The sequence below is a fragment of the Afipia sp. GAS231 genome (assembly GCF_900103365.1).
GTDB lineage: Bacteria > Pseudomonadota > Alphaproteobacteria > Rhizobiales > Xanthobacteraceae > Bradyrhizobium.
Genome location: NZ_LT629703.1, coordinates 6219295 through 6242101, shown reverse-complemented (window position 1 = coordinate 6242101; position 22807 = coordinate 6219295). Strand labels below are relative to the sequence as shown.

21 protein-coding genes are annotated in these 22807 nt (G+C 63.5%); 3 read left to right on the top strand and 18 right to left on the bottom strand.

Annotation, left to right across the window (positions count from 1 at the left end; genetic code table 11):
* The first annotated feature begins 208 nt into the window (after window positions 1–208).
* Window positions 209–1531 carry an MFS transporter gene (locus BLS26_RS29430; RefSeq protein ID WP_092515998.1) on the top strand — a complete coding sequence of 441 codons (1323 nt, stop codon included), beginning with the start codon at window positions 209–211 and terminating at the stop codon, window positions 1529–1531.
* A 17-nt stretch (window positions 1532–1548) separates the two neighbouring features.
* Entirely contained in the window at window positions 1549–2769 is a 1221-nt protein-coding gene (locus tag BLS26_RS29425; protein ID WP_092515997.1) for a bifunctional alpha/beta hydrolase/OsmC family protein, read from the top strand.
* On the opposite strand, the gene BLS26_RS29420 is transcribed toward BLS26_RS29425, so the two are convergent.
* The 16 genes from BLS26_RS29420 to BLS26_RS29345 form a co-directional block, all read right to left on the bottom strand.
* The gene (locus BLS26_RS29420) at window positions 2766–3821 is read right to left on the bottom strand and encodes a YeeE/YedE family protein (protein WP_092515996.1); all 1056 of its coding nucleotides are present in this window, start codon (window positions 3819–3821) and stop codon (window positions 2766–2768) included. The genes BLS26_RS29425 and BLS26_RS29420 overlap by 4 nt on opposite strands.
* Window positions 3822–3937: 116 nt before the next feature.
* Window positions 3938–4957, bottom strand: a complete 1020-nt coding sequence (locus BLS26_RS29415) for a zinc-binding alcohol dehydrogenase family protein (protein WP_244541728.1) — start codon at window positions 4955–4957, stop codon at window positions 3938–3940.
* Window positions 4958–4996: 39 nt separating this feature from the next.
* Complete coding sequence (gene paaK, locus BLS26_RS29410) at window positions 4997–6328, bottom strand: phenylacetate--CoA ligase PaaK (protein ID WP_172804726.1); 1332 nt, start codon at window positions 6326–6328, stop codon at window positions 4997–4999.
* Between the two features lie 20 nt (window positions 6329–6348).
* Window positions 6349–6801 carry a hydroxyphenylacetyl-CoA thioesterase PaaI gene (gene paaI, locus BLS26_RS29405; protein ID WP_092518757.1) on the bottom strand — a complete coding sequence of 151 codons (453 nt, stop codon included), beginning with the start codon at window positions 6799–6801 and terminating at the stop codon, window positions 6349–6351.
* Window positions 6802–7011: 210 nt separating this feature from the next.
* Window positions 7012–8091: a 1,2-phenylacetyl-CoA epoxidase subunit PaaE gene (gene paaE / locus BLS26_RS29400; protein ID WP_092515995.1), complete on the bottom strand. Its 1080-nt coding sequence runs from the start codon at window positions 8089–8091 to the stop codon at window positions 7012–7014.
* 114 nt (window positions 8092–8205) lie between these two features.
* On the bottom strand, window positions 8206–8709 hold the full coding sequence (gene paaD / locus BLS26_RS29395) for a 1,2-phenylacetyl-CoA epoxidase subunit PaaD (protein WP_092515994.1): 504 nt from the start codon (window positions 8707–8709) through the stop codon (window positions 8206–8208).
* Window positions 8703–9479 (bottom strand): 1,2-phenylacetyl-CoA epoxidase subunit PaaC, encoded by a 777-nt coding sequence (gene paaC, locus BLS26_RS29390; protein WP_092515993.1) that lies wholly within the window; start codon window positions 9477–9479, stop codon window positions 8703–8705. The genes paaD and paaC overlap by 7 nt, the downstream gene beginning before the upstream one ends.
* A 114-nt stretch (window positions 9480–9593) precedes the next feature.
* Window positions 9594–9881, bottom strand: coding sequence for a 1,2-phenylacetyl-CoA epoxidase subunit PaaB (gene paaB / locus BLS26_RS29385; RefSeq protein WP_074826487.1), 288 nt, complete (start codon window positions 9879–9881; stop codon window positions 9594–9596).
* Between the two features lie 10 nt (window positions 9882–9891).
* Entirely contained in the window at window positions 9892–10884 is a 993-nt protein-coding gene (gene paaA / locus BLS26_RS29380) for a 1,2-phenylacetyl-CoA epoxidase subunit PaaA (RefSeq protein WP_092515992.1), read from the bottom strand.
* 228 nt (window positions 10885–11112) lie between these two features.
* The gene (gene paaX, locus BLS26_RS29375; RefSeq protein WP_092515991.1) at window positions 11113–11976 is read right to left on the bottom strand and encodes a phenylacetic acid degradation operon negative regulatory protein PaaX; all 864 of its coding nucleotides are present in this window, start codon (window positions 11974–11976) and stop codon (window positions 11113–11115) included.
* A 248-nt stretch (window positions 11977–12224) separates the two neighbouring features.
* Window positions 12225–12995 carry a triacylglycerol lipase gene (locus BLS26_RS29370; protein ID WP_092515990.1) on the bottom strand — a complete coding sequence of 257 codons (771 nt, stop codon included), beginning with the start codon at window positions 12993–12995 and terminating at the stop codon, window positions 12225–12227.
* Between the two features lie 187 nt (window positions 12996–13182).
* Entirely contained in the window at window positions 13183–14469 is a 1287-nt protein-coding gene (locus BLS26_RS29365; RefSeq protein ID WP_092515989.1) for a DUF445 domain-containing protein, read from the bottom strand.
* Between the two features lie 221 nt (window positions 14470–14690).
* On the bottom strand, window positions 14691–15167 hold the full coding sequence (locus BLS26_RS29360; RefSeq protein WP_092515988.1) for a phasin: 477 nt from the start codon (window positions 15165–15167) through the stop codon (window positions 14691–14693).
* A 314-nt stretch (window positions 15168–15481) separates the two neighbouring features.
* Window positions 15482–16075 (bottom strand): GNAT family N-acetyltransferase, encoded by a 594-nt coding sequence (locus BLS26_RS29355; RefSeq protein ID WP_092515987.1) that lies wholly within the window; start codon window positions 16073–16075, stop codon window positions 15482–15484.
* A complete protein-coding gene (locus tag BLS26_RS29350; RefSeq protein WP_092515986.1) occupies window positions 16072–17154 on the bottom strand; it encodes an alpha/beta hydrolase in 1083 nt (360 codons plus the stop codon). Before BLS26_RS29350 ends, BLS26_RS29355 begins: the two co-directional genes overlap by 4 nt.
* Entirely contained in the window at window positions 17151–17531 is a 381-nt protein-coding gene (locus BLS26_RS29345; RefSeq protein WP_092515985.1) for a hypothetical protein, read from the bottom strand. The genes BLS26_RS29350 and BLS26_RS29345 overlap by 4 nt, the downstream gene beginning before the upstream one ends.
* A gap of 171 nt (window positions 17532–17702) precedes the next feature.
* Between BLS26_RS29345 and BLS26_RS29340 the strand changes: the two genes are divergently transcribed.
* Window positions 17703–18623 carry an alpha/beta fold hydrolase gene (locus tag BLS26_RS29340; protein ID WP_092515984.1) on the top strand — a complete coding sequence of 307 codons (921 nt, stop codon included), beginning with the start codon at window positions 17703–17705 and terminating at the stop codon, window positions 18621–18623.
* 8 nt (window positions 18624–18631) lie between these two features.
* On the opposite strand, the gene BLS26_RS29335 is transcribed toward BLS26_RS29340, so the two are convergent.
* Together BLS26_RS29335 and BLS26_RS29330 are read right to left on the bottom strand one after the other, a co-directional pair.
* Window positions 18632–19306, bottom strand: a complete 675-nt coding sequence (locus BLS26_RS29335) for a spermidine synthase (protein WP_092515983.1) — start codon at window positions 19304–19306, stop codon at window positions 18632–18634.
* 145 nt (window positions 19307–19451) lie between these two features.
* Window positions 19452–22688 (bottom strand): bifunctional cytochrome P450/NADPH--P450 reductase, encoded by a 3237-nt coding sequence (locus BLS26_RS29330; RefSeq protein ID WP_092515982.1) that lies wholly within the window; start codon window positions 22686–22688, stop codon window positions 19452–19454.
* Between the last annotated feature and the right edge of the window lie 119 nt (window positions 22689–22807).

Genomic DNA, 22807 nt, shown 5'->3' with positions numbered 1-22807 from the left:
AGTAGTAGTCCCTCATCGTGAGGAGCGCGTCTTCGCGCGTCTCGAACCATGAGGCCCCAGTCGGGCCTACATCCTTCGAGACGCCGCTGCGCGGCTCCTCAGGATGAGGATCTAGGATTTGTGCACCCGCGAACACTGGCCGCGCGAGATTGCGGTTCGAGTGCCCGGAGAATACAACGTCACAACAGATCATTCGCGGAGGAAACACATGACCGATCAAGCCATCAAACCCGCGGACGATCACCTCGACATCCGCGATGTCGAACGCCGGATCAAGGCGATCTTCATCGGCTCGGTCGGCAACCTGGTCGAATGGTACGATTTCTACGCCTATACCGCGTTCGCGCTGTATTTCGCGCCGGCGTTCTTCCCGAACAGCGATCCCGTCGTGCAGCAGCTCAACGCGGCGGTGCTGTTCGCCGCGACCTTCCTGATGCGGCCGCTCGGCGGCTGGCTGTTCGGCTTCATCGCCGACCGCCATGGCCGGCGGCTGTCGCTGACGCTGTCGGTGGTCTGCATGTGCTTCGGCTCGCTGATCATCGCGGTGACGCCGACCTATGCCTCGATCGGCATCGCCGCGCCCGCCATTCTCGCTTTGGCACGCATCATCGAGGGCCTCAGCCTCGGCGGCGAATACGGTGCCAGCGCCACCTATCTCAGCGAAGTCGCCGATCCCAGGCACCGAGGCTTCTATTCGAGCTTCCAGTACGTCACCCTGATCGGCGGTCAGCTCACTGCGATCATCGTGCTGTTGCTGCTGCAGAAGGTGTTTCTGACGCCTGAAGAGCTGCGCGCCTGGGGCTGGCGGATTCCATTCGTGATCGGCGCCGCGCTTGCGATCTTCGCCGCGGTGATGCGGCGTAACCTGCACGAGACCGAAGCGTTCGAGGAAGCCAAGAAGCTGACAAAGCCGTCGGGCTCGATCGCCGGCCTGCTGAAATATCCGCGTGAGCTGTTGCTGGTGGTCGGCCTCACCGCCGGCGGCACCGCGGCGTTCTACACCTTCACGACCTACATGCAGACCTTTGTGAAACTGTCGGTCGGCCTCACCGAAGACCAGACCACGTTCGTGATCTTCGGCTCGCTGATCTTCGCGACGCTGCTGCAACCGCTCTACGGCGCGCTGTCCGACCGGATCGGCCGCAAGCCGCTCTTGATCTTCTTCGGTGTCGTCGGCACGCTGGCGACGGTGCCGATCCTGACCACGCTGAAGGAGACCAAATCGCCGTTCACGGCGTTCCTGCTGATCTGCGCCGCCTGGATCTTCGTCGCCGGTTACACCTCGATCAACGCAATCGTGAAGGCGGAATTGTTCCCGACCAATGTCCGCGCGCTTGGTGTCGGCCTGCCCTATGCTATCACCGTGTCGATCTTCGGCGGTACCGCGCCCGCGGTCGCGCTCTACTTCAAGAGTCTCGGGCACGAGGACTGGTTCTACTACTATCTCAGCGGCATGATCTGCCTGTCGCTGATCATCTATTCCACCATGCGCGACACCAAGCATGACTCGGCGATGCATCGTCACGAGTGACGACAAGGAGATAGCCCGTGCCCACGGAACGCTTTCAATTCGCGGGAGAAGGCGGCCATCAGCTTGCCGCCGCGCTGGACCTGCCGGACGGGCCGGTCACGGCCTATGCGCTGTTCGCGCATTGCTTCACCTGTGGCAAGGACGTGCTGGCGGCCAAACGCATTGCGACCGCGCTTGCGGCCAAAGGCATCGCGGTGCTGCGGTTCGACTTTACGGGCTTGGGCTCCAGCGAAGGTGATTTCGCCAACTCGACCTTCTCGTCGAACGTCGCCGATCTCGTCCACGCCGCCGATCATTTGCGCGAAACACGCGGCGTTCCCGCGATCCTGATCGGCCACAGCCTGGGCGGCGCTGCGATCCTGGCTGCGGCCGGCCGAATTCCGGATGCGAAAGCGGTCGTGACGGTCGCCGCGCCCTCCGATCCTGCCCATGTCACGCACCTCTTCAAGGACAAGATCGAGGACATCCGCACCCAGGGCGAAGTCGAGGTTCAGCTCGCCGGCCGGCCGTTCAACATCAAACGCGAATTCCTCGACGACATCGCCGAGCATAGCCTGATGGCTGATGTCGCCAAGCTGCACAAGGCGCTGCTGGTCATGCATTCGCCGACCGACGACACCGTCGGCATCGACAATGCCACCAACATCTTCCTGGCCGCCAAACACCCCAAGAGCTTTGTTTCGCTGTCGGGCGCGGATCATCTGCTCTCGGCGAAGCGCGACAGCGCCTACGTCGCCGACGTCATCGCGGCCTGGGCCGAACGTTACGTCGAGCCCGTCGCCGCACCGGTCGCCGTGGCGGCGGAAGGGCCGCGCAACGTCGTGGTGCGCGAGACCCGCGCCGGCAAATTCCAGCAGACGGTGACATCAGGCCCGCATCAGATGCTGGCCGACGAACCCGTCGCCGCCGGCGGCGAGGATAGCGGCCCCGGTCCCTATGATCTGCTGCTGTCGGCGCTCGGCGCCTGCACCTCGATGACGATGCGGATGTATGCCGACCGCAAATCGCTGCCGGTGGAGCGCATCACCGTGACGCTGAAGCACAACAAGATCCACGCCGAAGACTGCGCCGAATGCGAAACCAAGGAAGGCCTGATCGATCAGATCGACCGGGTGATTTCGGTCGAGGGCGCGCTCGATGCCGATCAGCGCAAGCGGTTGATGGAAATCGCCGACAAATGCCCGGTGCATCGCACGCTCACGTCGGAGGTGCGGATTTTGACCAAGGCAGCGGACTAGGCCGTTGCCAGCGGCCGCACACGCAGAGCGCCGCGCAGGGCGGCGGCGGTGCCGAGCATGATTCCGGCGACGGCAACCAGCGACGCCAGCGCCAGCGTAGAAACACCTGTCAGCCCCTGCCCGACCGAGCAGCCAAACGCCATCACACCGCCCACGCCCATCAGCGCAGCGCCGCCGGCCGAGCGCAGCATGTGGCGCGGCGATTGATAGCCTTCGAGGTGAAAACGCCCGGTCAGCAGCGCGGTGACGAAGCTGCCGGCGAACACACCGAACACCGTGACGATGCCGAAATTCAGCGTCGATCCCGTCGACAGCATGACATATTGCAGCGCGTCCGCGATCGGCGCGATGAAGGTCAGCGAGGTCACCGGCGTCGGGTTGAAGTCGTCGGCGCCGAGATAACCGGTCGCGTACCAGCCGGCCGCGACGAGTGCGCCCACCACAAGGCCCGCGGCAATCTGGCCCGGCGAACGCCGGAACGCCGGATGCACAAAGGCGAAGATCATCAGCGCCGAAGATATCACCCAACCCGTCAGCATGTGCGCCGTCATTTCGCTCAAACCCGCGGCAGCCAGCAGTGCCGGAATCGAATTCGCTTTTACCGTGGCCTGCGAGGCGCCGACCATGGCGATCCGCCCCGGCGCGATCAGACCTTTCAGCGTCATCTGGGCAAAGATCGCCAGCACGACCACGACGACGAAGGAACGCAGATTGCCGCGCCCGAGCAGCACCAGCGCGCGCGAGCCGCAGCCGTTCGACAGCACCATGCCGTAGCCGAACAACAGCCCACCGAAGAACATCAGCGGCGCCGAGAACGACGGCTGCAGATAGATCGACTTGCCGATGTCAACGAAGCCGCCCGCCACCAGCCATTGTGTCGCGGCGACCGCGACCCCGATCGCCAGCGCATAGGTGCGCACCAGCCGGTCGTCGCCCTCCGCCCACCAGCCGCGCAGGCTCGACATCATGCAGAACCCGGACAGCAGCCCGACCGCACCGTAGATCAGGCCGATCACGAGGGCGGAGAGGATCACGATTTGAGCGGAGTCCATGGGTTATTCCCTAAGTATCAACCCCGTCATTGCGAGGAGCGAAGCGACGAAGCAATCCAGACTTGTTTTGCCGAACCATGGATTGCTTCGCTGCGCTCGCAATGACGGAGGAAACTTTACGGCTTCAAAATCACGCGATCCCGCGACGAACCGGCGACCGCGACGAAGGCCGCCTTGGCCTCCTCCAGCGGATAGATCGCGTTCGGCTTGATAGGAAACGGTTTGAGATGCCCGCTGGCGAAGCCGGAGCCTAACTCTTTGAGCACAGCGCCGGTTGCGATCGACGTTAGACCAAGCGTGTCGATGCCGACATAGGTGTGCTGACCGCGATAGAACTCGAGAATGTTGAACTGCACGATGCGGTCGACGGCGGCGATCAGGATCTGCCGCCCGCGCAGCGCCAGCGATTTATGCGCGGCCTCGAAATAAGGATCGCCGACCGTATTGAACACGATGTCGGCGCCCTTGCCGCCGGTGAGTTCGCGGACGCGCGCCGCGACATCGGTGGTGGACGCGTCGATCACCTCGACCTTCGAATTGGCGTGGCCTTCATACGGCTCGCTCCTGCGGACGACGCCGATCACGCGCGCGCCGTGCCAGGTCGCGATTTGCGTCGCGGCCTGACCGACCTTGCCGTTGACGCCCATCACCAGCACGGTCTCGCCGCTCTTCGGGATACCGGCGCGGCGTAGGCCTTCCATCGCGGTGACGAAGGGCACGCCGATGCCGGCGGCTTCTTCCCACGAAAGCCCCTTCGGCTTCTCCACCACGGCATCGGCCTCGACAACAAAGTGCGTGGCGTGGGTGCCGTCGCGACGGATACCGAGATCGCCTGATGAGCCGAACACCTCGCGGCCGATCCAGCCCTGCGGGCCATCGATCACGACACCCGCATAGTCGCGGCCGGGCGTGCGGGGAAACACCGCATAGGGCATCAGCCCGGTCGCAGCCTTCACATCCGACGGATTGACGGCGGCCGCCTTGACCTCGATCAGCAGCTCATTATCGGCCCGCGACAACGCGTGCGTCTCGACCACCGGCGCCAGCGAAGCTGCATCGGCGCCTTTGGCGGAGAGCCGGACACAGCGTGCCTGGACCGTCATCGGCCGAACATCTGGCTTTGGGGCAACCGGCATCAAGGAATTTCCCGACCTCTTGTTCGCGAGGAGGAACGGTTACCCTTTCGGCCGCTTGTCGTAAACCCGTTTCGCCTTGCCGAGCGAACGTTCCAGCGTATTCGGGGCGACCACCTTGATCTGCGTGCTGATGCCGATGGTGTTCTTGATGAAGACCGCGACCTTTTCGGCGTGGGCAGTGAGCCCGCTGCCGTCCCAGTGCTCGTGGCGGGCTTCGGCGAGCACGGTCATCTCGTCCATCCGCCCCTGGCGCGTCAGTTCGATGATGAAATGGCCGCCGCACCAATCGGTCGCCAGCAGCGCTTCCTCGATCTGGGTCGGGAACACGTTGACGCCGCGCAGGATGATCATGTCGTCCGAACGCCCCGTCACCTTTTCCATCCGCCGCATGCCCGGCCGCGCCGTGCCCGGCAGCAGCCGCGTCAGGTCGCGGGTGCGGTATCGGATGATCGGAAAGCCTTCCTTGGTCAGCGAGGTGAACACCAGTTCGCCCTTCTCGCCGTCGGGCAAAACCTTCCCCGTTTCGGGGTCGATCACTTCGGGGTAGAAATGATCTTCCCAGATATGCAGGCCGTCCTTGGTCTCCACGCATTCCTGCGCCACGCCGGGGCCGATCACTTCCGACAGACCGTAAATATCGGTCGCCTCCATGTCGAAGGCGTGCTCGATCTCGACGCGCATGGCATTGGTCCAGGGCTCGGCGCCGAAGATGCCGAACTTCAAGGACGATTTGCGGGGATCGAGCCGCTGCTTCCTGAATTCGTCGAGGATCGCCAGCATGTAGCTCGGCGTCACCGTGATGATGTCGGGCTTGAAGTCGTTGATCAGTTGCACCTGCCTCTCGGTCATGCCGCCGGAAACCGGCACCACCGTGCACCCGAGCCTTTCGGCGCCGTAATGCGCGCCGAGCCCGCCGGTGAACAGGCCGTAGCCATACGCATTGTGCATCAGCATGCCGGTGCGGCCGCCGGCGGCGCGGATCGAGCGCGCCATCACGTCCGCCCAGATATCGATATCGCCCCTGGTGTAGCCGACCACGATCGGTTTGCCTGTGGTGCCCGATGAAGCATGGACGCGAACCAGCTTTTCGCGCGGTACCGCGAACATGTTGAACGGGTAATTGTCGCGCAAGTCGGTCTTGACCGTGAACGGAAACCTGGCGAGGTCGGACAATTGCCTGAAGTCGCGGGGATGCACGCCGGCGGCATCGAACGCTTTCCTGTAGTGCGCGACATTGTCATAGGCATGTTGCAGCGACCAGGCGAGGCGCTTGGTCTGCAACGCCATGATCTCGTCGCGCGAGGCGCGCTCGGCCTGGTCCAGCTCGGGAAGGTAACCGGTCGGTTTGGATCGGATGTTCGGTACGGCCATCACGCTTCTCCCGTCTCGATCTATCTGGTTTCGACATCCGCGGCCGGCAACCAGGTGCCGGCGATGGTGCGGGAATGGCCGCGGAATTCGGCGATCACGACGTCGCCTGATGTGACACGGACGTCGTAGATGCCGGAGCGTCCGCTGCGCGAAATTTCCCGCGCGGTCGCGACCAGCACGTCGCCGAGTTTGCCCGGCCGAATGAAGGTGATGTCGCACTGCGCCGCGACCGCGCGCTGGTTGTGCGAGTTGCAGGCAAAGGCGAAGGTGGAATCGGCCAGCAGGAAGATGAATCCGCCATGGGCGATGCGCTGGCCGTTGACCATGTGCGGCAGCACCGTCATCGACATCACGGCCTGCCCCGGTCTGATCTCGACAATCTTCATGCCGAGGCCCTGGCTGGCGTCGTCTTCCTTCCACATCGCGTCGGCACAGGCGCGCGCGAGGTCGTCGGGCGAAAGCGCGACGTTCATAGCGGTGTTCCGGCTGGGCGAAGGGAATTCACGACGTTTCTCTCCTGTACGCGGGCTTGTTGACCAGGCCTCGTGGGTAGTCTGGGGGCGATGCACCGGAGGTGTCAACGATCCCGGTTCTTGCTCCCGTCATTCCGGGGCGATGCGAAGCATCGAACCCGGAATCTCGAACTTCCGGGTCTGGTCCTTCGGACCATCCCGGAATGACGATCACACATGGTCGTAATCGACCACGACCTTGTCCGACACCGGCCGCGCCTGGCAGGTCAGGATAAAACCGGCCTTCAATTCCCAGGGCTCCAGCGAATAGTTCACCTCCATTTGCGCCTCGCCCTCGACCAGCTTGGCGCGGCAGGTCGAGCACATGCCGCCCTTGCAGGCGAAAGGCAGATCCATGCCGGCGCGCAAGGCGGCGTCGAGAATGGACTCATCTTCGGCAACGGGCACTTCACGGCGTTTCCCGTCGATGGTCAACGTGGCCATCGCTTTCGGCCGCGCGGAGGCTTCGACGATCTTCTTCGCGCGTGGCTTGCCGCCGAATTCCGAAACGAAACGTTCGACGTGAATGCGCTCGTCGGCAATGCCGATCTCGCGGCAGGTCGTCTCGATGTCTTCGCTCATGCCGGTGGGACCGCAGATGAAGACGTGATCGACGCTTGATGCTTGCACCAGCGAGCGCAGCAGCACCCGCACCTTTTCGCCGTCGAGCCGGCCATGCAGGATCGGGATGTCCTGCTCCTCGCCCGAGATCACATGAAAGACCGAGAACCGCTGCAGGAAACGATCCTTCAATTCCTCCAGCGCCTCGCGGAACAACATGCCACCGGTGGAGCGGTTGCCGTAGAACAGGAAGAAGCGGCTGTCCGGCTCCCGCGCCAGCACGCCCTTCGCGATCGAAAGGATCGGCGTGATGCCGCTTCCTGCGGCAAAGCCGACATAGACCCGCGCCTGGCCCGGCGCATGCGCGATGCCGAAGCGGCCGGTCGGCGTCATCACGTCGAGCTGGTCGCCGGATTTCAATTCATCCGCCGCCCAGTTCGAAAACGCGCCGCCATCGACTTTTTTCACGGCGATGCGCAGTTCGCCGTCGTCCGGACCTGAGCAGATCGAATAGGAGCGGCGCACTTCCTCGCCATCCATCGTGGTGCGCAGCGTCAGATACTGCCCCGGCATGAAGCTGTAGTCGTCAGTCAACTCCGGGGGAATCGCGAACGTCATCGATACTGCGTCCGCGGCTTCGCGGCGGAGGTCGTTGACGGCGAGACGGTGGAAGCGCGGTGTGAGGGACATGGTCAACCCTCTGCCGTCATTGCGAGGAGCAAAGCGACGAAGCAATCCATCTTGCACCCCGAAGAAGGACTGGATTGCTTCGCTTCGCTCGCAATGACGATCATAACTACCATCTCAGTGACACTTGAAATAGTCGAAGGGTTCGCGGCAGCTCTTGCAACGCCACAGCGCCTTGCAGGAAGTCGAGCCGAACTCGGACAGCACCTCGGTATTGGCAGAGCCGCATTGCGGACAGGCCACCTGCTGCTCGCCGAACAGCGCGCGGCGCGACGAGGATGCCTGCGGCGGCGCGATGCCGTATTCCCGAAGTTTTGCGCGGCCATCTTCGCTCATCCAGTCCGTAGTCCAGGCCGGCGACAGCACGGTGCGGATGGTCGGCCGCGCGAAGCCGGCGCGCTCCAGCGCCAGCTCGATCTCCAGCGCGATCATGTTCATGGCCGGACAGCCCGAATAGGTCGGCGTAATCGCGACCTCGACCCTGCCGTCATGGACCGCGACATCGCGCAGCACGCCGAGATCGGCGATGGTCAGCACGGGAATTTCGGGATCGACCACCTGCGCCGCAGCATCCCAGGCGCGCTGGCGCAGATCGCTGTCGTTGGCGAGTACGGCTACCATGTCGCCCCCGGAAACGTCCGCTGCAGCGATTGCAATTCGCTGAGGAGATGGCCGAGATGCTCGCTATGGTGGCCGCTACGACCACCCTGTTGCATCCAGTCGTTTTTCGGCAGCGCCAGCGTGGCCTCGCTGACGACACTGGAAATCGTCTTCAGCCATGGCGCGCGCAAGCCTGCGGGATCGGTCGCAATGCCGGCGTCGATCAGGCCGCGCTCGCTGTCGTCGACGGCAAACATCTCGCCGGTGAAGGCCCAGAGATCGTCGATCGCGGTCTGCGTGCGGCGATGGCTTTCCTCGGTGCCGTCGCCGAGGCGGACGATCCATTCCGAGCAATGCCGGACGTGGTAGGCGCTTTCCTTTTCCGACTTCGCCGCGATCGCGGCAAAAGTCGGATCGTTCGATTTCATCATCGCGCGCCAATAGAGATCGGCGAACACCGAATAGAAGAACTGCCGCACCATGGTGCGCGCGAAATCGCCGTTCGGCTGTTCCAGCAGCAACAGATTGCGGTACTGCCTGACGTCGCGCAGGTAAGCGAACTTGTCCTCGTCGTTGCCCTTGCCTTCGACCTTGGCCGCATAGGAATAGAGTTCGCGGGCCTGCCCGAGCAGGTCGAGGCCCATATTGGCCAGCGCCATGTCCTCTTCCGGCATCGGCGCATGGCCGCACCATTCCGACAGCCGGTGGCCCAGGATCAGCGCATCGTCGGCGCGGCGCAGGGCGTACAGAACCAGCGGAGTTTCGGAGACTTTGATCGAGGCGGTGGTCATTTTAGAAACCCTGTCTCTCAACCGTCATTGCGAGCGGAGCGAAGCAATCCAGTCTTTCTTTGCGTGAAGAGCTGGATTGCTTCGTCGCTTCGCTCCTCGCAATGACGGAAAACATTACATATGTCCGACTTCATCCGGCACGTCGTAAAACGTCGGATGCCGGTAGATCTTGGATTCCGCCGGTTCGAACATCATACCCTTCTCCGACGGATCGGATGCCGTGATGGCGTTCGACGGCACCACCCAGATCGAGAGGCCCTCGCCACGGCGGGTGTAGATGTCGCGCGCGGCCTGCAGCGCCAGCGTGGTGTCGGTGGCGTGCAGCGAGCCGACATGCTTGTGCGCCAGCCCGTTGCGGCTGCGGATGAAGACTTCCCAGAGCGGAATATTCGGCGTGGCCATGGTGATCTCCCTACTCGGCGGCTTGCAAGGCAGAGCGCTGCCTGCGTTTCTCGGCATGGGCCATGGCGGCCTCACGCACCCAGGCGCCTTCCTCGTGCGCCTTGCGCCTTGCTGCGAGGCGATCGCGGTTGCAGGGGCCGTTGCCCGCCAGCACCGCGTTGAACTCGCTCCAGTCGATCGCGCTGTATTCCCAGTTGCCGGCTTCGTTCTGCTTCATGCCGGGATCGGGAATGGTCAGCCCGAGGAACTGGGCCTGCGGCACGGTGGCGTCGACGAATTTCTGCCGCAGCTCGTCATTGGAGAAGCGCTTGATCTTCCATTTGGTCGAGGTGTCGCTGTGCTGGCTGGCCTGGTCGGGCGGACCGAACATCATCAGCACCGGCCACCACCAGCGGTCGAGCGCGTTCTGCGCCATCGCCTTCTGGTCTTCGCTGCCGCGGCACAGCGTCACCATGATCTCAAAGCCCTGGCGCTGGTGGAAGGATTCTTCCTTGCAGACCCGGATCATCGCGCGCGCATAGGGACCGTAGGAACAACGGCACAGCGGGATCTGGTTCATGATCGCCGCGCCATCGACCAGCCAGCCGATCGCGCCGATGTCGGCCCAGGTCAGTGTCGGGTAATTAAAGATCGAGGAATATTTCGCCTTCCCCGCCAGCATCAGGTCGACCAGCTCTTCGCGCGAAGTGCCGAGCGTCTCGGCCGCGGCATAGAGATAGAGACCGTGGCCGCATTCGTCCTGCACCTTGGCCAGCAGTGCGGCCTTGCGGCGCAGCGACGGCGCGCGGGTGATCCAGTTGCCTTCGGGAAGCATGCCGACGATTTCAGAATGGGCGTGCTGGGAAATCTGCCGCGTCAGTGTCTTGCGGTAGGCGGCCGGCATCCAGTCGTTGGGTTCGATGCGCTCGTCGGCATCGATGCGCGCCTGAAATGGCGCGGCTCGCGCAGCGTCCTCGATGTGGCGGTCTTCGCCGTCGGATGAATTGAGCGCCTGCGTGTACATGCCGACCTCCTCAGTATTCCTGCCTGTCTTTGTTGGAGATCAACATATAACAAAAAATTCTTCTTGCAAGTTATTTTTGTAACATATTAGCGATCTGGGTTCCGCCTGCCCCGCCTGCCCCGTCATTGCGAGCGAAGCGAAGCAATCCAGTCTTCCTTTCTGGCTCTGGATTGCTTCGTCGCTCCGCTCCTCGCAATGACGGAGGATCTAGCCAAAAGACGGGGAGAGCTACCCGAACCGCCGGGCCAGTTCCGCCCCCGCCTTCGGCAACGGCCCATTCTCGTTGGTGGCGTGGCGGTCAAGCCATTGTTCGGACGCGGGAAGCAGCGCGCGATAGATCTCGCCGCACAGCGTTCGCGCTGCCCTGCCCGGCCAGACCTTTGGCAATAGCGCGGTCGGCAATAGCGGGTCGCGCAGCACCACCCGGCGGTAATGGTGGATCAGCAGGATCCGCGCGGTGAAGGCATCGGCGTCCGCCAGCCGCTCGCCACGGGCGATCCAGCCGCGCAACGGCTCGAAGGTTTTCATGAATTTTTGATAGGCGTCGGCGGTGCGATCGAGCGGCCAGCTTTCGCTGAGCAGACGCCGTCCGGAATCGTCCTCGGCGGAAACTTCGAGACGAATGGCGCCGGCTGCTTCCTCGGGCACCGGCACGCCCGACGGCGCGACCCAGACGCCCGGCAGCGGGCTGCCGAAGCCGGCGTTCTTCAGCGCCTCGCGCGAAACATCGCGGTCGCCGCCATTGCCGATCAGCAGCAGTTCGAACCGTCCGGTCCAGTCGGAGGCCGGCGGGCCATAAATATGTCTGGTCGCGATATCGAAGGTCTGCCGGCCGCTCTGCACCAGCCGATAAAAGCTGTTGCGGCCGACCTTGTTGCGCTCGAACCAGCCGTCGGCGGCAAGCCGCGACATCGCGGTGCGCACCACGCTGGCGTCGATGTCGAGTTGCTCAAAAAATTCCAGCAGCGTGCCGAGCCAGACCGAACCGCCGCGCGGCACGATGGCGTCACCAAACACGGTGATGACAATGGAGCCGGTGCGCGACGGTTCGCGCTTCAGCTGTTCGATAATGCGGGCAAGCGGCTGCGCCATGCGTCAACGCATACCGCGTTTTTTGGATGCGCGACAATGGCGCTTACTTCTCCCTCTCCCGCTTGCGGGGAAGGGTTGGGGTGGGGGTGCTTCCACGTCGGGATTCTCTGCGTTGAGAGAGCCCCCACCCGCCGCGCTCTTCGAGCGCGATAGCCGAAGCTCCGCTTCGGCGTTCTTGTTCAAGAACGGCCGCCGAAGGCGGCCTACGCTCCCCGCAAGCGGGAGAGGCGAAGCAAACCAAAACTCAATCAGCGATGCGGGTTCGGATACACCAGGCTGCGCCAGCCGGAGCGGTCGAACGGCGACCACTCGCCTTCGGCCTGCGCCAGACGATCAGCGACCGCATAGACCGCGGCCGGGTGATGGCCCATGCCGCAATGGCTGCTTTCGATTTCGATGCTCTCCGAGGTCGCGGAGGTCTGCTCCATGCAGCCCTGCCAGGCGCAAACACCGTCGGTGCGGCTGAAGATTGCGGTGGTCGGCACCGGCGGGGTCGCCGACAGCGCTCCGCCGAACCGCGCATCCTCTTCGTCGGCGCGGCGGCCGCTCGCCATCTCATAGACGCGCCAGGCGTTGGTCGCCTTCGGACCGGAGGCAAACGGGCTGCCGAGCGTGATCACGGAGCGCACCCGATCCGGCATCATCTTGGCGAGCTGGCGCGCGTAGAGACCACCGAGGCTCCAGCCGACCAGCGAGACCTTGCGGCCGTGGGTGTCGTTCAATTCCTGCACGAGATCGACCATCGCATTCTGCACGCCTTGGCGCAGTCCGAGATTGCGGCCCTGGCGCCAGCCGCTGACGGCATAGCCGCGGCTCTTCAGGAAGCTGCGCAGCGGACGCGTCGAGGCGTCGGACGCCACGAGGCCGGGCAATACCAATACCGGGTGACCGTCGCCTTTCGGCGCAAGGCTCAGCAGCGGCAATGCGCCGAGAAAGGCGCCCAATTCGGAAAAGGCGCGCCCTTCCAGAAACATCAGCGTTCTGGACGGAGGACTCAAAGCCTGGGCAGTCGCAGTCATCTTAGCTCCTCTCGCGCCGGCCCCTTGCGTTTCGGCAGCCGGCTATTTGACCATGGGAAGACGAAAATCCTTCAGAATCGTTCCGCACTGCAACAAAGTCTTTGTAAAAGCTAGGGAACAGCAGTTCCCGTTGCAAGCCGACGCAATACGGACCTCCACACTTAAGACGCTTGTCGTGATGAATTAGTCACAGCAGCCGCAACAGATATTCGAGCGTGTACAGCGCCAGCCCTGCAAGCCCGCCGATCAGCGAACCGTTGAAGCGGATGTATTGCAGGTCGCGGCCGATATTGATTTCGATCAGCGCGATCAGTTGTCCCATGTCCCAGGACTTCACCTGATCCGAGATGAAGGTGGAAACGCCGCTCTTCTGTTCGGCGACCACGGTTCGCAGCACGGCCACAAGACCCTGGTTGATCTCGGCGCGCATTTCGGCGTCGCCGGCCAGCGCTTCGCCGGCCGCCATGAACATGCGCACCAGATGCTGCTGCAGCACCTGCGTCTCGCCCGAGGCGCTGCGCTCGAAGAACGAACGCGCGTTGGCCCAGATGTGGCGCGCGAGATCGGTCAGCTCCGGCCGCGCCAGAAGATCGCGCTTCAGGCCGTCGATGCGATCGGCATAGCTTGGATCAGTGCCGAGGCGGTCGACGAAGGTCAGCACCATGCGATCGAACTCGCCGCGAAACGGGTGTGAAGGATCGTTGCGGACTTCCTCGAAGAAGGCTGAGGCCGACGCCACGATCTTGTTCACGAGAAACCTGTCGGCGCGATAGAGTTTCAGCAGCGTCGGCAACTCGTCGCGGACCTTCTCGCGGATCATCGCCATGGTGTCGGGCTGCGTCAGCGACGCATGCACACCGCGCAGGATGTCATCGAGCAGGCCCTGATGACGGCCCTCCTTCACAAAGGCGCGCAGCGTTCCGGCGGCGAGCGGCGCGAGGTCGATCGACATCAGTTGCGAGGTGATACGGCGGCTGACGAAGGTCATCAGGCCTGAATTTTCCGTGGCCGCGACCGCTTCGGGCAGCAGCCGCAAGGCGAAGCGCGCCAGATCCTCGCTGCGCTTGCGGTCGCGCAGCCAGTCGGCAATGAACGAACCGAAATCGATCTGGCGCAGTTTGGCCTCGACGGGAGTCGCTTCCAGAAAATGCTGTTCGATGAATTCGCCGAGCTTGTCGGCGATGCGGTGCTGGTTACCCTGGATGATCGCGGTGTGCGGGATCGGCAGCCCCAAAGGCCTGCGAAACAGGGCCACGACGGCATACCAGTCGGCGAGGCCGCCGATGGTGGCGGCTTCACAGAACGCCGCGACGAAGCCGAAGGCGGGATGCATCGGCTGCAACGCCTTGGCCGCCAGGAACAGCGCAAACGTCGCCGCCAGCACCAGCGTCGCCAGCAACTTCACGCGCCGCAACTCGGCGGCGCGGGCGGCGTCGCCGGGAGAGTCGATCGCGAAGGTGGCGGGAACGGTCATGACGGCTTTCGGGGGAAGTTTGCCACTGCCTGCAGCCTACCAGTTGTCGTCATTGCGAGCGAAGCGAAGCAATCCATTTCGCCGCGTGGCAAGATGGATTGCTTCGTCGCTACGCTCCTCGCAATGACGGAGGATGCAATGATGATCTATGGAGACGCCGGACAAAAAGAAGGCCCGCCTAAGCGGGCCTTCCAAAACGGCAGTTGTCAGGCTGATCGCGATCAGGCGGTCTTGGTGTAGACCTTCGAGAAGTTGTCCTGAGCGGTCTTGGCACTGTCGGCGACGAGCTTGCCGAGATACTCGGTCGAGGCCTTGGCGCGCGAGACGAGAACTTCGCCACGTGCACGGACCAGGTCCGACTGGATCTGGGCGGCTTCGCTCAGCGACTTGGCCGAAGCGAGCTTGTCGATGCCGGCGAAGAACGCTTCCGCGTCCTGATAGAGCGCCTGCTGGATGTTGCGGCTGATCTTGGCGACTTCGGAGACCGAACCGGCAGCAGCGGTTTCGATCGCGGCGGTCACCTTCTCGGAACCGGCGTGGAAGTCGGCGGCGCGAACCTTGGCGGTCTCGGCCTGCTTCTTCACGAACTCACGGGCAGCTTCCGGAACTTCCAGGTTCTGGAGCTTGGTGAACGCCTCGGTGACGGGCGCGAAGGCTTCCTTGACGGTGTTCAGCACGGAATTGGTTTCGGTGGTCATGGGGGTCTCTCCATCCTCAGGTTTGAGCTATGGGCTCACCCCGTCCGGTGTGGCCCGGGGCGAGATCGTTGTGCCATAGTTAATGGTGCGGCGCAATATCAATGTTGCACCGCGATATCACGAATCCGTGATAAGATGGATTATTGGGCGGGCTGCCCAGCGAACCGGCGAAAGTTCCACTTTAGGCTAATGCCAGGCACAACCCTGCTACGGTGCATGGGGTTGTTTTCGCGATTTTGGATTGGGGCAACTATAGCGTTTTCGAGCGAAGTGGCCCCCGGTTCGCGTGAAGAAAACGCGTCAAGATACGAAGGTCAGTGCTGGACCGCTCCCGGCAACCCATAAGCTTCCATCTGGGCCCGGACCTGCGCCACATTGTGCCCGAGCACGACGATGTCGTGCTTCTTGCCGTCGACGTCCCGAACATGATCCCGCAACAGCGCTTCGGCCTTGAAGCCGAGGCTCTCGAACAGCGCGATCGCCGCCTGCTGGTCGACCGTCATCTGCACGGTGAGCCTTTCCAGGCCCGAGCCGAGCGCCAGGGCAAAGGTCTCCTGCGACAAAGCGCGGCCGACGCCCTGCCCGCGGACGTCCTTCGACACCACCATCCGCAAGCCCCCAACATGGGGCGACCAGGAATAGGGATCGCAGACCAGCGTGCCGCAGCCGACCACCGTCCCGGCCTTCAGCGCCAGCAGACTGGTGATGGCGCCGCGCTCGATCTCGTTGACCCAGGCCGACAACACCTTCGGCTGGCTGATATTGCGCGGCAGGAACAGCAGATCATGGGTCGGCAGTTTCTGCGCGAAGGCCAGCACCGCCGCTTCGTCGCTGCGCGACATCAGGCGGAATTCAATGTCGCCGGCGTCGGTCTTGACGTGGCGCGGATAGGAACGTGTTTCACTCATGTCGATCTCTTACCTAACCAGTTGTCCAGTTTGGGCCACAGCCGCTTGATGGCGTTGGGCCCGGCGACGAGGCTGACGTGACCGCCCTTGAGCATCACTTCTTCCTTGTCGGACGAGCCGACCTTGGTGATCAGATGCTTGGCCGCCTCATACGGCACGATGTGATCGTGCTCGGCGACCGCATGGAGGATCGGCACCTTGATCTTTGAAATGTCAGCGGCGCGCCCGCCGACCGACATGGTGTCGTTGAACAGCTTGTTGTCCCACATCAGATCCTTGGTGATGGTGCGGAAGTATTCGCCGGCGAGCGGCAAGGTGTCCGAGCCCCAGCGATCCATCATCCGGTAGCCTTTGACATACTCGTCGTTCCAGATGTTTTCCCACAAATGCACCTGGCTTGCGGCGCGCGACGCCGGTCGCAGCATGTCGAACGACGTCATGATCATGTCGCCCGGCACGTTGCCAACGCTGTCCACCAGTCTGTCGACGTCGAAATAGCGCCGGTCCGCGAAATTCGAGAACAGCTTCATCTCGCGGAAATCGATCGGCGTGGTGAAGCAGATCAGGTTCTTCATCGGCCCATCGTGGAAGATCGAGCCGTACAGCAGCGACAGCACGCCGCCGAAGCAATAGCCGATCACGCTGACATCCTGCTCGCCGGAATCCTGCTGCACGCGGCGGATGCAGTCCGGAATGAAATCGAGGACGTAGTCCTCCATCCCCAGACTTTTTTCCTCGGGCTTCGGCGCGGTCCAGTCCAGCATATAGACGTCGTAGCCGCGCTTTAAGAGAAATTCGACGAAGCTCTGGCCGGGCACCATGTCGAGAATGTAGCCGCGGTTGGTGGTCGCCATCACGATCAGGATCGGCACGCGGTAGATTTCGTCCGCCATCGGGCGGTAGTGGTAGAGATTCATGGTGCCGCGAACGGCCAGGATATCCTTTGGCGTCGAGCCGAGCACCGGGCCCGACGACGCAATATATTCGACGCCCTTGATGCTGCGCTGGATCGCGCGCTGCACTTCGGACTGGATCCGTTCCGGGATCGACGCCAGATCGAGGCCTGCGGGAGCGTTCATTTTTGCTCTCCCTCCGACGGTGGACGTTTGGTGCGCGGCGGCCGGGACGCACCGTAGCCGCCTTCGGGCGCCAGCGAATTATGGTGTACCTGCTGCAGCAGCGCCTTGATCTCGTTGAGCTGGCCTTCGATCGACTGGATGCGTTCGGCCATGCCGACCATCTGGGCCCGGCTCGGCAAGTTCATGGCGAGGAGATATTTCTCCATCAGTTCGCCAAGCTGCTTCTGCGCGCCAGCCGAGACGCCGCCGACCTGATTCATCACCCTGGAAAACTCGGGCGACGCCATCGCCTGATTGGCGAAGGAGTTGAACCCCTTTTCCATCTCCCCGATCATGGTCTGCCAGATCACGGCAGGATCGTTGCCCTTGTCGGCCATTGGCGCCCTCCATGTGACTACGAGCGCTTTGCCACGCCTCGACTATTATCATGCCATACCACACCGTTGCGGCTGTTCGGTCAACCGGGAGCATGACAAAGCCTTCTGCAGTGCGGGAAACCGTGCCATACAAGGTCCCTCATCACGGTACCACCCGAGGGATCAACGCACGTGAACGCGCTCGCCCATCAACCGCCGCAAATCGCCCGCGCCAATGGCATCGACCTCTGCTACGAGATTTTCGGCGATCCGGCCGCGGAACCGCTGCTGCTGATCATGGGGCTCGGCGCCCAGATGATCCATTGGGACGACGAGTTCTGCCGCCAGCTCGCCGCGCGCGGCTTTCGCGTCATCCGTTTCGATAACCGCGACATCGGCAAGTCTTCCAGAATGAGCGGCGGCAAGCGCCTGAGCCCGGTCGAACTGCTCAAGCTGCGGTTCCTGAAAATCCCGGTCGCCGCCCCCTACCGGCTGATCGACATGGCCAAGGACACCGTCGGCCTGATGGATGTGCTCGGCATCAAGACGGCGCACCTGGTCGGCGCATCGATGGGCGGCATGATCGCCCAGGAAGTCGCGATCTCGTTTCCGCAGCGGGTGCGCTCGCTGACCTCGATCATGTCGACCACGGGTAACCCGAAGATTCCGCCGCCGACGCGGGAGGCCGCCGCCATGCTGATGGCGCCGCCGCCCGCCACCAAGGAGGAATATTTCGAACGCTTCGCCAAGACCTGGAAAGTGCTGCGGGTCGGCTCGTTCCCTGAAGACGAGGCGCTCGATCCCGCGCGCGCCGCGCGCACCTTCGAGCGCGGCCTCAACCCGGCCGGCGTCGGCCGGCAGTTGCGGGCGGTGCTCGCCTCCGGCAGCCGCAAGGAACGGCTGCGTTCGGTGACGGCGCTGACGCTGGTCATTCACGGCACCGTCGATCCGCTGGTGCGTCCCGAAGGCGGCAAGGATACCGCCGCCTCGATCCCCGGCGCGAAACTGCTGATGATCGAAGGCATGGGCCACGCGCTGCCGATCCCGATGTGGCCGCAGATCATCGGCGCGATTGCCGATCACGCACATGGGGCGGCGAAGAAGGCAGCGTAGCAACCAGCTTACGCCCTCACCGCGATCCAGATGATGTGACGCGCCCCGCCGCCCCTGCCGGTGGCGCGGACGTTGACTTCGTTGACGTCGAAACCGGCGCCGCGAAGCCGCTTCGCGAATGCCGGGTTCGGTCCCGAAGACCAAACCGCCAGTACGCCGCCCGGCCGCAGCGCCGCGTATGCCGCTCCCAACCCGCTTGAGTCATAGAGCCCGTCATTGGCCTGCCGGGTCAGGCCTTCCGGCCCGTTGTCGACATCAAGAAGAATCGCATCGAATGTCGTGCGGCTCGATTGAATGATTTTAGTGACATCCATCTCGCGAATGCTGACGCGCGGATCGTTCAGGCTGTCGCCAAAGATCACCGCCATCGGACCGCGCGCCCAAGCGACGACTGATGGCACCAGTTCCGCCACCACGATGCGCGCCTTTGTGCCGAGCACACCGAGCGCAGCACGGAGCGTAAAGCCCATGCCCAATCCGCCGATCAGCAAATGCGGATTTTTGACTGATTCGATCTTCTTCGCCGCGAGCGTTGCAAGCGCCGCTTCGGAACCCGACAGACGGCTATTCATCAATTCGTTGGTGCCGAGCATGATGGAGAACTCGGTGCCGCGCCGCATCAGGCGCAGCTCCCCGTCGGTGCCGGGAATGCGCGTAGTGTCGAGTTTTTCCCAGGGAATCATGGGTGGGTATTAGCACGGCCCCCGTCGTCCCGGCCAACGAGTGCGTAGGGTGGGCAAAGGCGCGCTTGCGCCGTGCCCACCATCTATCCAGATCGTGATCGCGAATGGTGGGCACGCTACGCTTTGCCCACCCTACGAAGACAGGCTACCCGCCCGCCCACACGTCCAGCACGTAGCGATTCCCAGTTCCGAGTTCGTCGATCCAGCGCGCACCGGCATCCGCGTCGGCGCCGGAGCGTTCGCGGTAGATCGCGACCAGCGCGGCCTTGACGTCCGGCTCCATCCTGCCGCCGTCGCCACAGACATAGATGATCGCGCCCTGCTCGATCAGGTTCCAGACGCGGTCCTTTTGCGCCGCGACCAGGTGCTGCACATAAGTCTTGGGGCCATCGGCGCGCGAGAACGCGGTGTGGAGTTCGGTGACGCCGCTGGCCGCAAACCCCTTCAGTTCGTCCGCATAGAGATAGTCCTGCTCGGGATGCCGGCAGCCGAAGAACAGCATCGCCGGGCCCAGCTTCGCGCCTTGCGCCTTTTGATGCGCACGCTCCTGCAGGAAACCGCGGAACGGCGCCAGACCGGTACCGGGGCCGATCATGATCACGGGCACGGCCGCGTCATCCGGCAGGCGGAAGCCGGCCTTGGTTTCGCGAATGGTGGCGTGGATGGTGTCGTTAACCCTGCGGCCGGCGAGATAGTTGGAGCAGACTCCCTTATAAACGCCGCGACCGGAACTGGCGGGCGCCTCGACGACACCGACCGTGACGCTGCAGCGCGAGCCATCGCCCGACGGCGAGGACGAGATCGAATAGTAACGGGGCGCCAGCAGCGACAGCATTTCGAGATAGGCGTGAAACGGCAGTTCACAGGCCGGATATTCCTCCAGCAGGTCGAATACCGATTTGCGTTTTCCCAGCACCTCGCTGCGGTAGCGCTCGGCGGATGCGTCGTCGTCGCCGACATAGGCCAGCAGTTTGGGTTTGGTCATCGGGCAGCGCGTGTGCTCCGACATGATCTGGATCTGCTTGCGGGTCGCCACCTGCTGCAATTCAACGAACTCGGTCAACAGGCGCCCGACCGAAACGGCGTCGCCGACCGGCAATTGCGCGCGGCGGCCTTCGGCGACCTGCAGGCGGATCTGGTCCGCGGGGAGGAAACCGAAGCGACGCGCGACGGAATCGACCAAAGCCGGATCATTGCGCGGCACCACGCTGAGATGGTCGCCGACGCGGTAGCCGACGCCGGCCGGCAACTGCACCTCGATATGACGGGTCGAGCGATCCGACGGATGAGCCCCGCTCTTGTTCTGCAGTTCGGAATTGGCCTGCACCTTCATCGGCGAAACGCCGCCGGCCGCAACGATGGTGTTGACCGCCGACGGCGCCACCGGTTCGATCGCGTACAACGGCGCATCGTCGGCGCTGCGGGTGATGTTCGACGCCAGGCCGAATTCCTTGGCCGCCGCCGGACCCAGCGCCGCAAACCATTTTTCGAACTGACCATCGAGATCGCTACGGGCATCGCCCTCGCCGCGGCCATAGACGCTGCGCGCGCCATGCGCGGACAATTGCTCGTCGATGATGCGCGGCACCGACTGGTAGGTCGCGGCCCAGTCGCTGTTGCCGCAGCCGAACACGGCGTAGCGCACCTTGGCGAAGGCGTCCTTCGGCAAGTCGCCGCCCAACCATTTGACGAACTGGGTGGCGTTATCAGGGGCTGCGCCATTGTAGGAGGCACAGAAGATCAGTACGCCGCCCTGCTCCGGCAACTTGCCGGCATAGTCGTCGAGCGGCGCCAGCGTGGTGGCAAAACCGTTGACCTCGGCCAGGTCTGCAACGCGCGTCGCAAGCTCCTCCGCAGTGCCGAGGTTGGATCCATAGAGCACCAACAACGGCGTGTTGTGACCCGGACGTGTGCGGGCCTGCGGCGCCGCGGCGTTCGAGGCGGCTGCTGCGACGGCGGCGCGACCGGCGAACGCACCGCGCTCCTTGTCGTTACGCGGACGAACCTTGATCTTGAAGCCGTCTGGCTTGATCGTCAGCGTTTCCTTCAGATGCATCTGATAACGATGGATATCGATCAGCTTGAATCGCTGCAGGATCATGCCGATCGCCAGCGCCGCCTCGTGCATCGCAAAGCCGCGCCCGATGCAGGCGCGCTGACCGTTGCCGAACGGCTTCCAGGCGTTGATCGGCCGCTTGGCTTCGGCCTCCTTGCTGAAATTTTCCGGATCAAACTTGTCCGGGTTCGGTCCCCAGACGCTGGGATCGCGGTGCAGCGCCATGACCAGCACGGTGATGAAGGTATTTTTTCGCAGCTTGTATTTGCCGCCGAGGGTCTCATCCTTGAGCGGCGCGATGCCATAGGCCGGCGCCGGCGGCCACAGCCGCAGCGCCTCTTTCAGGATCTGCGTGATGTAGGTGAGCTGCGTGACCTGCTGGTAGGTCGGGCGCGCGTCAACGTCGGGACCGAGCACCCGGTCGACTTCCTCATAGGCCTTCTTGAGCACTTCAGGATGTTTCAGCAGCGCGTAGAGCGTGCACGACAATAGCCCGCTGGTGGTCTCGTGGCCCGCGATCAGAAAGGTGTTGATCTGGTAGCGGATGTTGATGTCGTCGAGCTGTTCGCCGGTGGCGCGGTCGACGCCAGTCATCATGGCGCCGAGCATGTCCTTCTTGCCCTCGGCCGCCTCGGCGTTGCCGCGGCGCTCGGCGATGATCTCGTCGACCATCTTGTTCATGAAGGCGACGTCCTGGGCGAGGTCGCGACGGCGCTTCTGCAGCCACAGGCCCTCCAGCGGTAGGCCGCGGGTCATCATGATGGTCTCGAGCGAACGCACCAGCGATTCCACGAACGGATGGTAGTCGCGGCGGTAGAACGAATTGAAGCGGTAGTCGAAGCCGCACAGGCCGATGGTATCGAGCGTCAGCGCGGTCATGTCGTGGACGACGTCGATCTCCTCGTCGCCGTTGAGCCGCTCCCACTTCTTCACCAGTTGCTCGGCGATATCGACCATGCTTGCGTGATAGGAAGTCATCGCGCGGTTGCCGAACGGCTGCATCAGGATGTTGTGCGCCTTGCTCCAGTTCGGCTCGTTGGTATCGGCGGTGAACAGGCCATCGCCGCCGACGGCGCGGACCCGGCGCAGCGAACCGCGCACCGCCTTGTCGAAACGCTTTTCGTCGGAGAGCTCGTCGATGAGGTCGTGGCCGGAGACGATGACGAGCGGCGCGCCCATCATGTCGAGCCAGAAGATCGGCCCCAGCTCCTTGGTCAGCCGCACCAGATCCTGCACCGGTGCGTTCGAGTCCAGCGACAGCATGTTGCCGACGACAGGCTTTTTCGGCGGATGCGGGATCGGATCGAGCTTGTTGGGGGAAGCCATTGCGAAGTTGTCTCCTGCCGAAATGCTAAACTCGTACCGTCATTCCGAGATGGTCCGAAGGACCAGACCCGGAATCTCGAGATTCCGGGTTCGATGCTTCGCATCACCCCGGAATGACC

Excerpts from the sequence above, each read along its gene's own strand:
- BLS26_RS29430 (WP_092515998.1), top strand. The coding sequence starts at position 209 with ATGACCGATCAAGCCATCAAACCCGCGGACGATCACCTCGACATCCGC.
- BLS26_RS29420 (WP_092515996.1), bottom strand. The coding sequence starts at position 3,821 with ATGGACTCCGCTCAAATCGTGATCCTCTCCGCCCTCGTGATCGGCCTG.
- BLS26_RS29415 (WP_244541728.1), bottom strand. The coding sequence starts at position 4,957 with ATGCCGGTTGCCCCAAAGCCAGATGTTCGGCCGATGACGGTCCAGGCA.
- paaK (WP_172804726.1), bottom strand. The coding sequence starts at position 6,328 with ATGGCCGTACCGAACATCCGATCCAAACCGACCGGTTACCTTCCCGAG.
- paaI (WP_092518757.1), bottom strand. The coding sequence starts at position 6,801 with ATGAACGTCGCGCTTTCGCCCGACGACCTCGCGCGCGCCTGTGCCGAC.
- paaE (WP_092515995.1), bottom strand. The coding sequence starts at position 8,091 with ATGTCCCTCACACCGCGCTTCCACCGTCTCGCCGTCAACGACCTCCGC.
- paaD (WP_092515994.1), bottom strand. The coding sequence starts at position 8,709 with ATGGTAGCCGTACTCGCCAACGACAGCGATCTGCGCCAGCGCGCCTGG.
- paaC (WP_092515993.1), bottom strand. The coding sequence starts at position 9,479 with ATGACCACCGCCTCGATCAAAGTCTCCGAAACTCCGCTGGTTCTGTAC.
- paaB (WP_074826487.1), bottom strand. The coding sequence starts at position 9,881 with ATGGCCACGCCGAATATTCCGCTCTGGGAAGTCTTCATCCGCAGCCGC.
- paaA (WP_092515992.1), bottom strand. The coding sequence starts at position 10,884 with ATGTACACGCAGGCGCTCAATTCATCCGACGGCGAAGACCGCCACATC.
- paaX (WP_092515991.1), bottom strand. The coding sequence starts at position 11,976 with ATGGCGCAGCCGCTTGCCCGCATTATCGAACAGCTGAAGCGCGAACCG.
- BLS26_RS29370 (WP_092515990.1), bottom strand. The coding sequence starts at position 12,995 with ATGACTGCGACTGCCCAGGCTTTGAGTCCTCCGTCCAGAACGCTGATG.
- BLS26_RS29365 (WP_092515989.1), bottom strand. The coding sequence starts at position 14,469 with ATGACCGTTCCCGCCACCTTCGCGATCGACTCTCCCGGCGACGCCGCC.
- BLS26_RS29360 (WP_092515988.1), bottom strand. The coding sequence starts at position 15,167 with ATGACCACCGAAACCAATTCCGTGCTGAACACCGTCAAGGAAGCCTTC.
- BLS26_RS29355 (WP_092515987.1), bottom strand. The coding sequence starts at position 16,075 with ATGAGTGAAACACGTTCCTATCCGCGCCACGTCAAGACCGACGCCGGC.
- BLS26_RS29350 (WP_092515986.1), bottom strand. The coding sequence starts at position 17,154 with ATGAACGCTCCCGCAGGCCTCGATCTGGCGTCGATCCCGGAACGGATC.
- BLS26_RS29345 (WP_092515985.1), bottom strand. The coding sequence starts at position 17,531 with ATGGCCGACAAGGGCAACGATCCTGCCGTGATCTGGCAGACCATGATC.
- BLS26_RS29335 (WP_092515983.1), bottom strand. The coding sequence starts at position 19,306 with ATGATTCCCTGGGAAAAACTCGACACTACGCGCATTCCCGGCACCGAC.
- BLS26_RS29330 (WP_092515982.1), bottom strand. The coding sequence starts at position 22,688 with ATGGCTTCCCCCAACAAGCTCGATCCGATCCCGCATCCGCCGAAAAAG.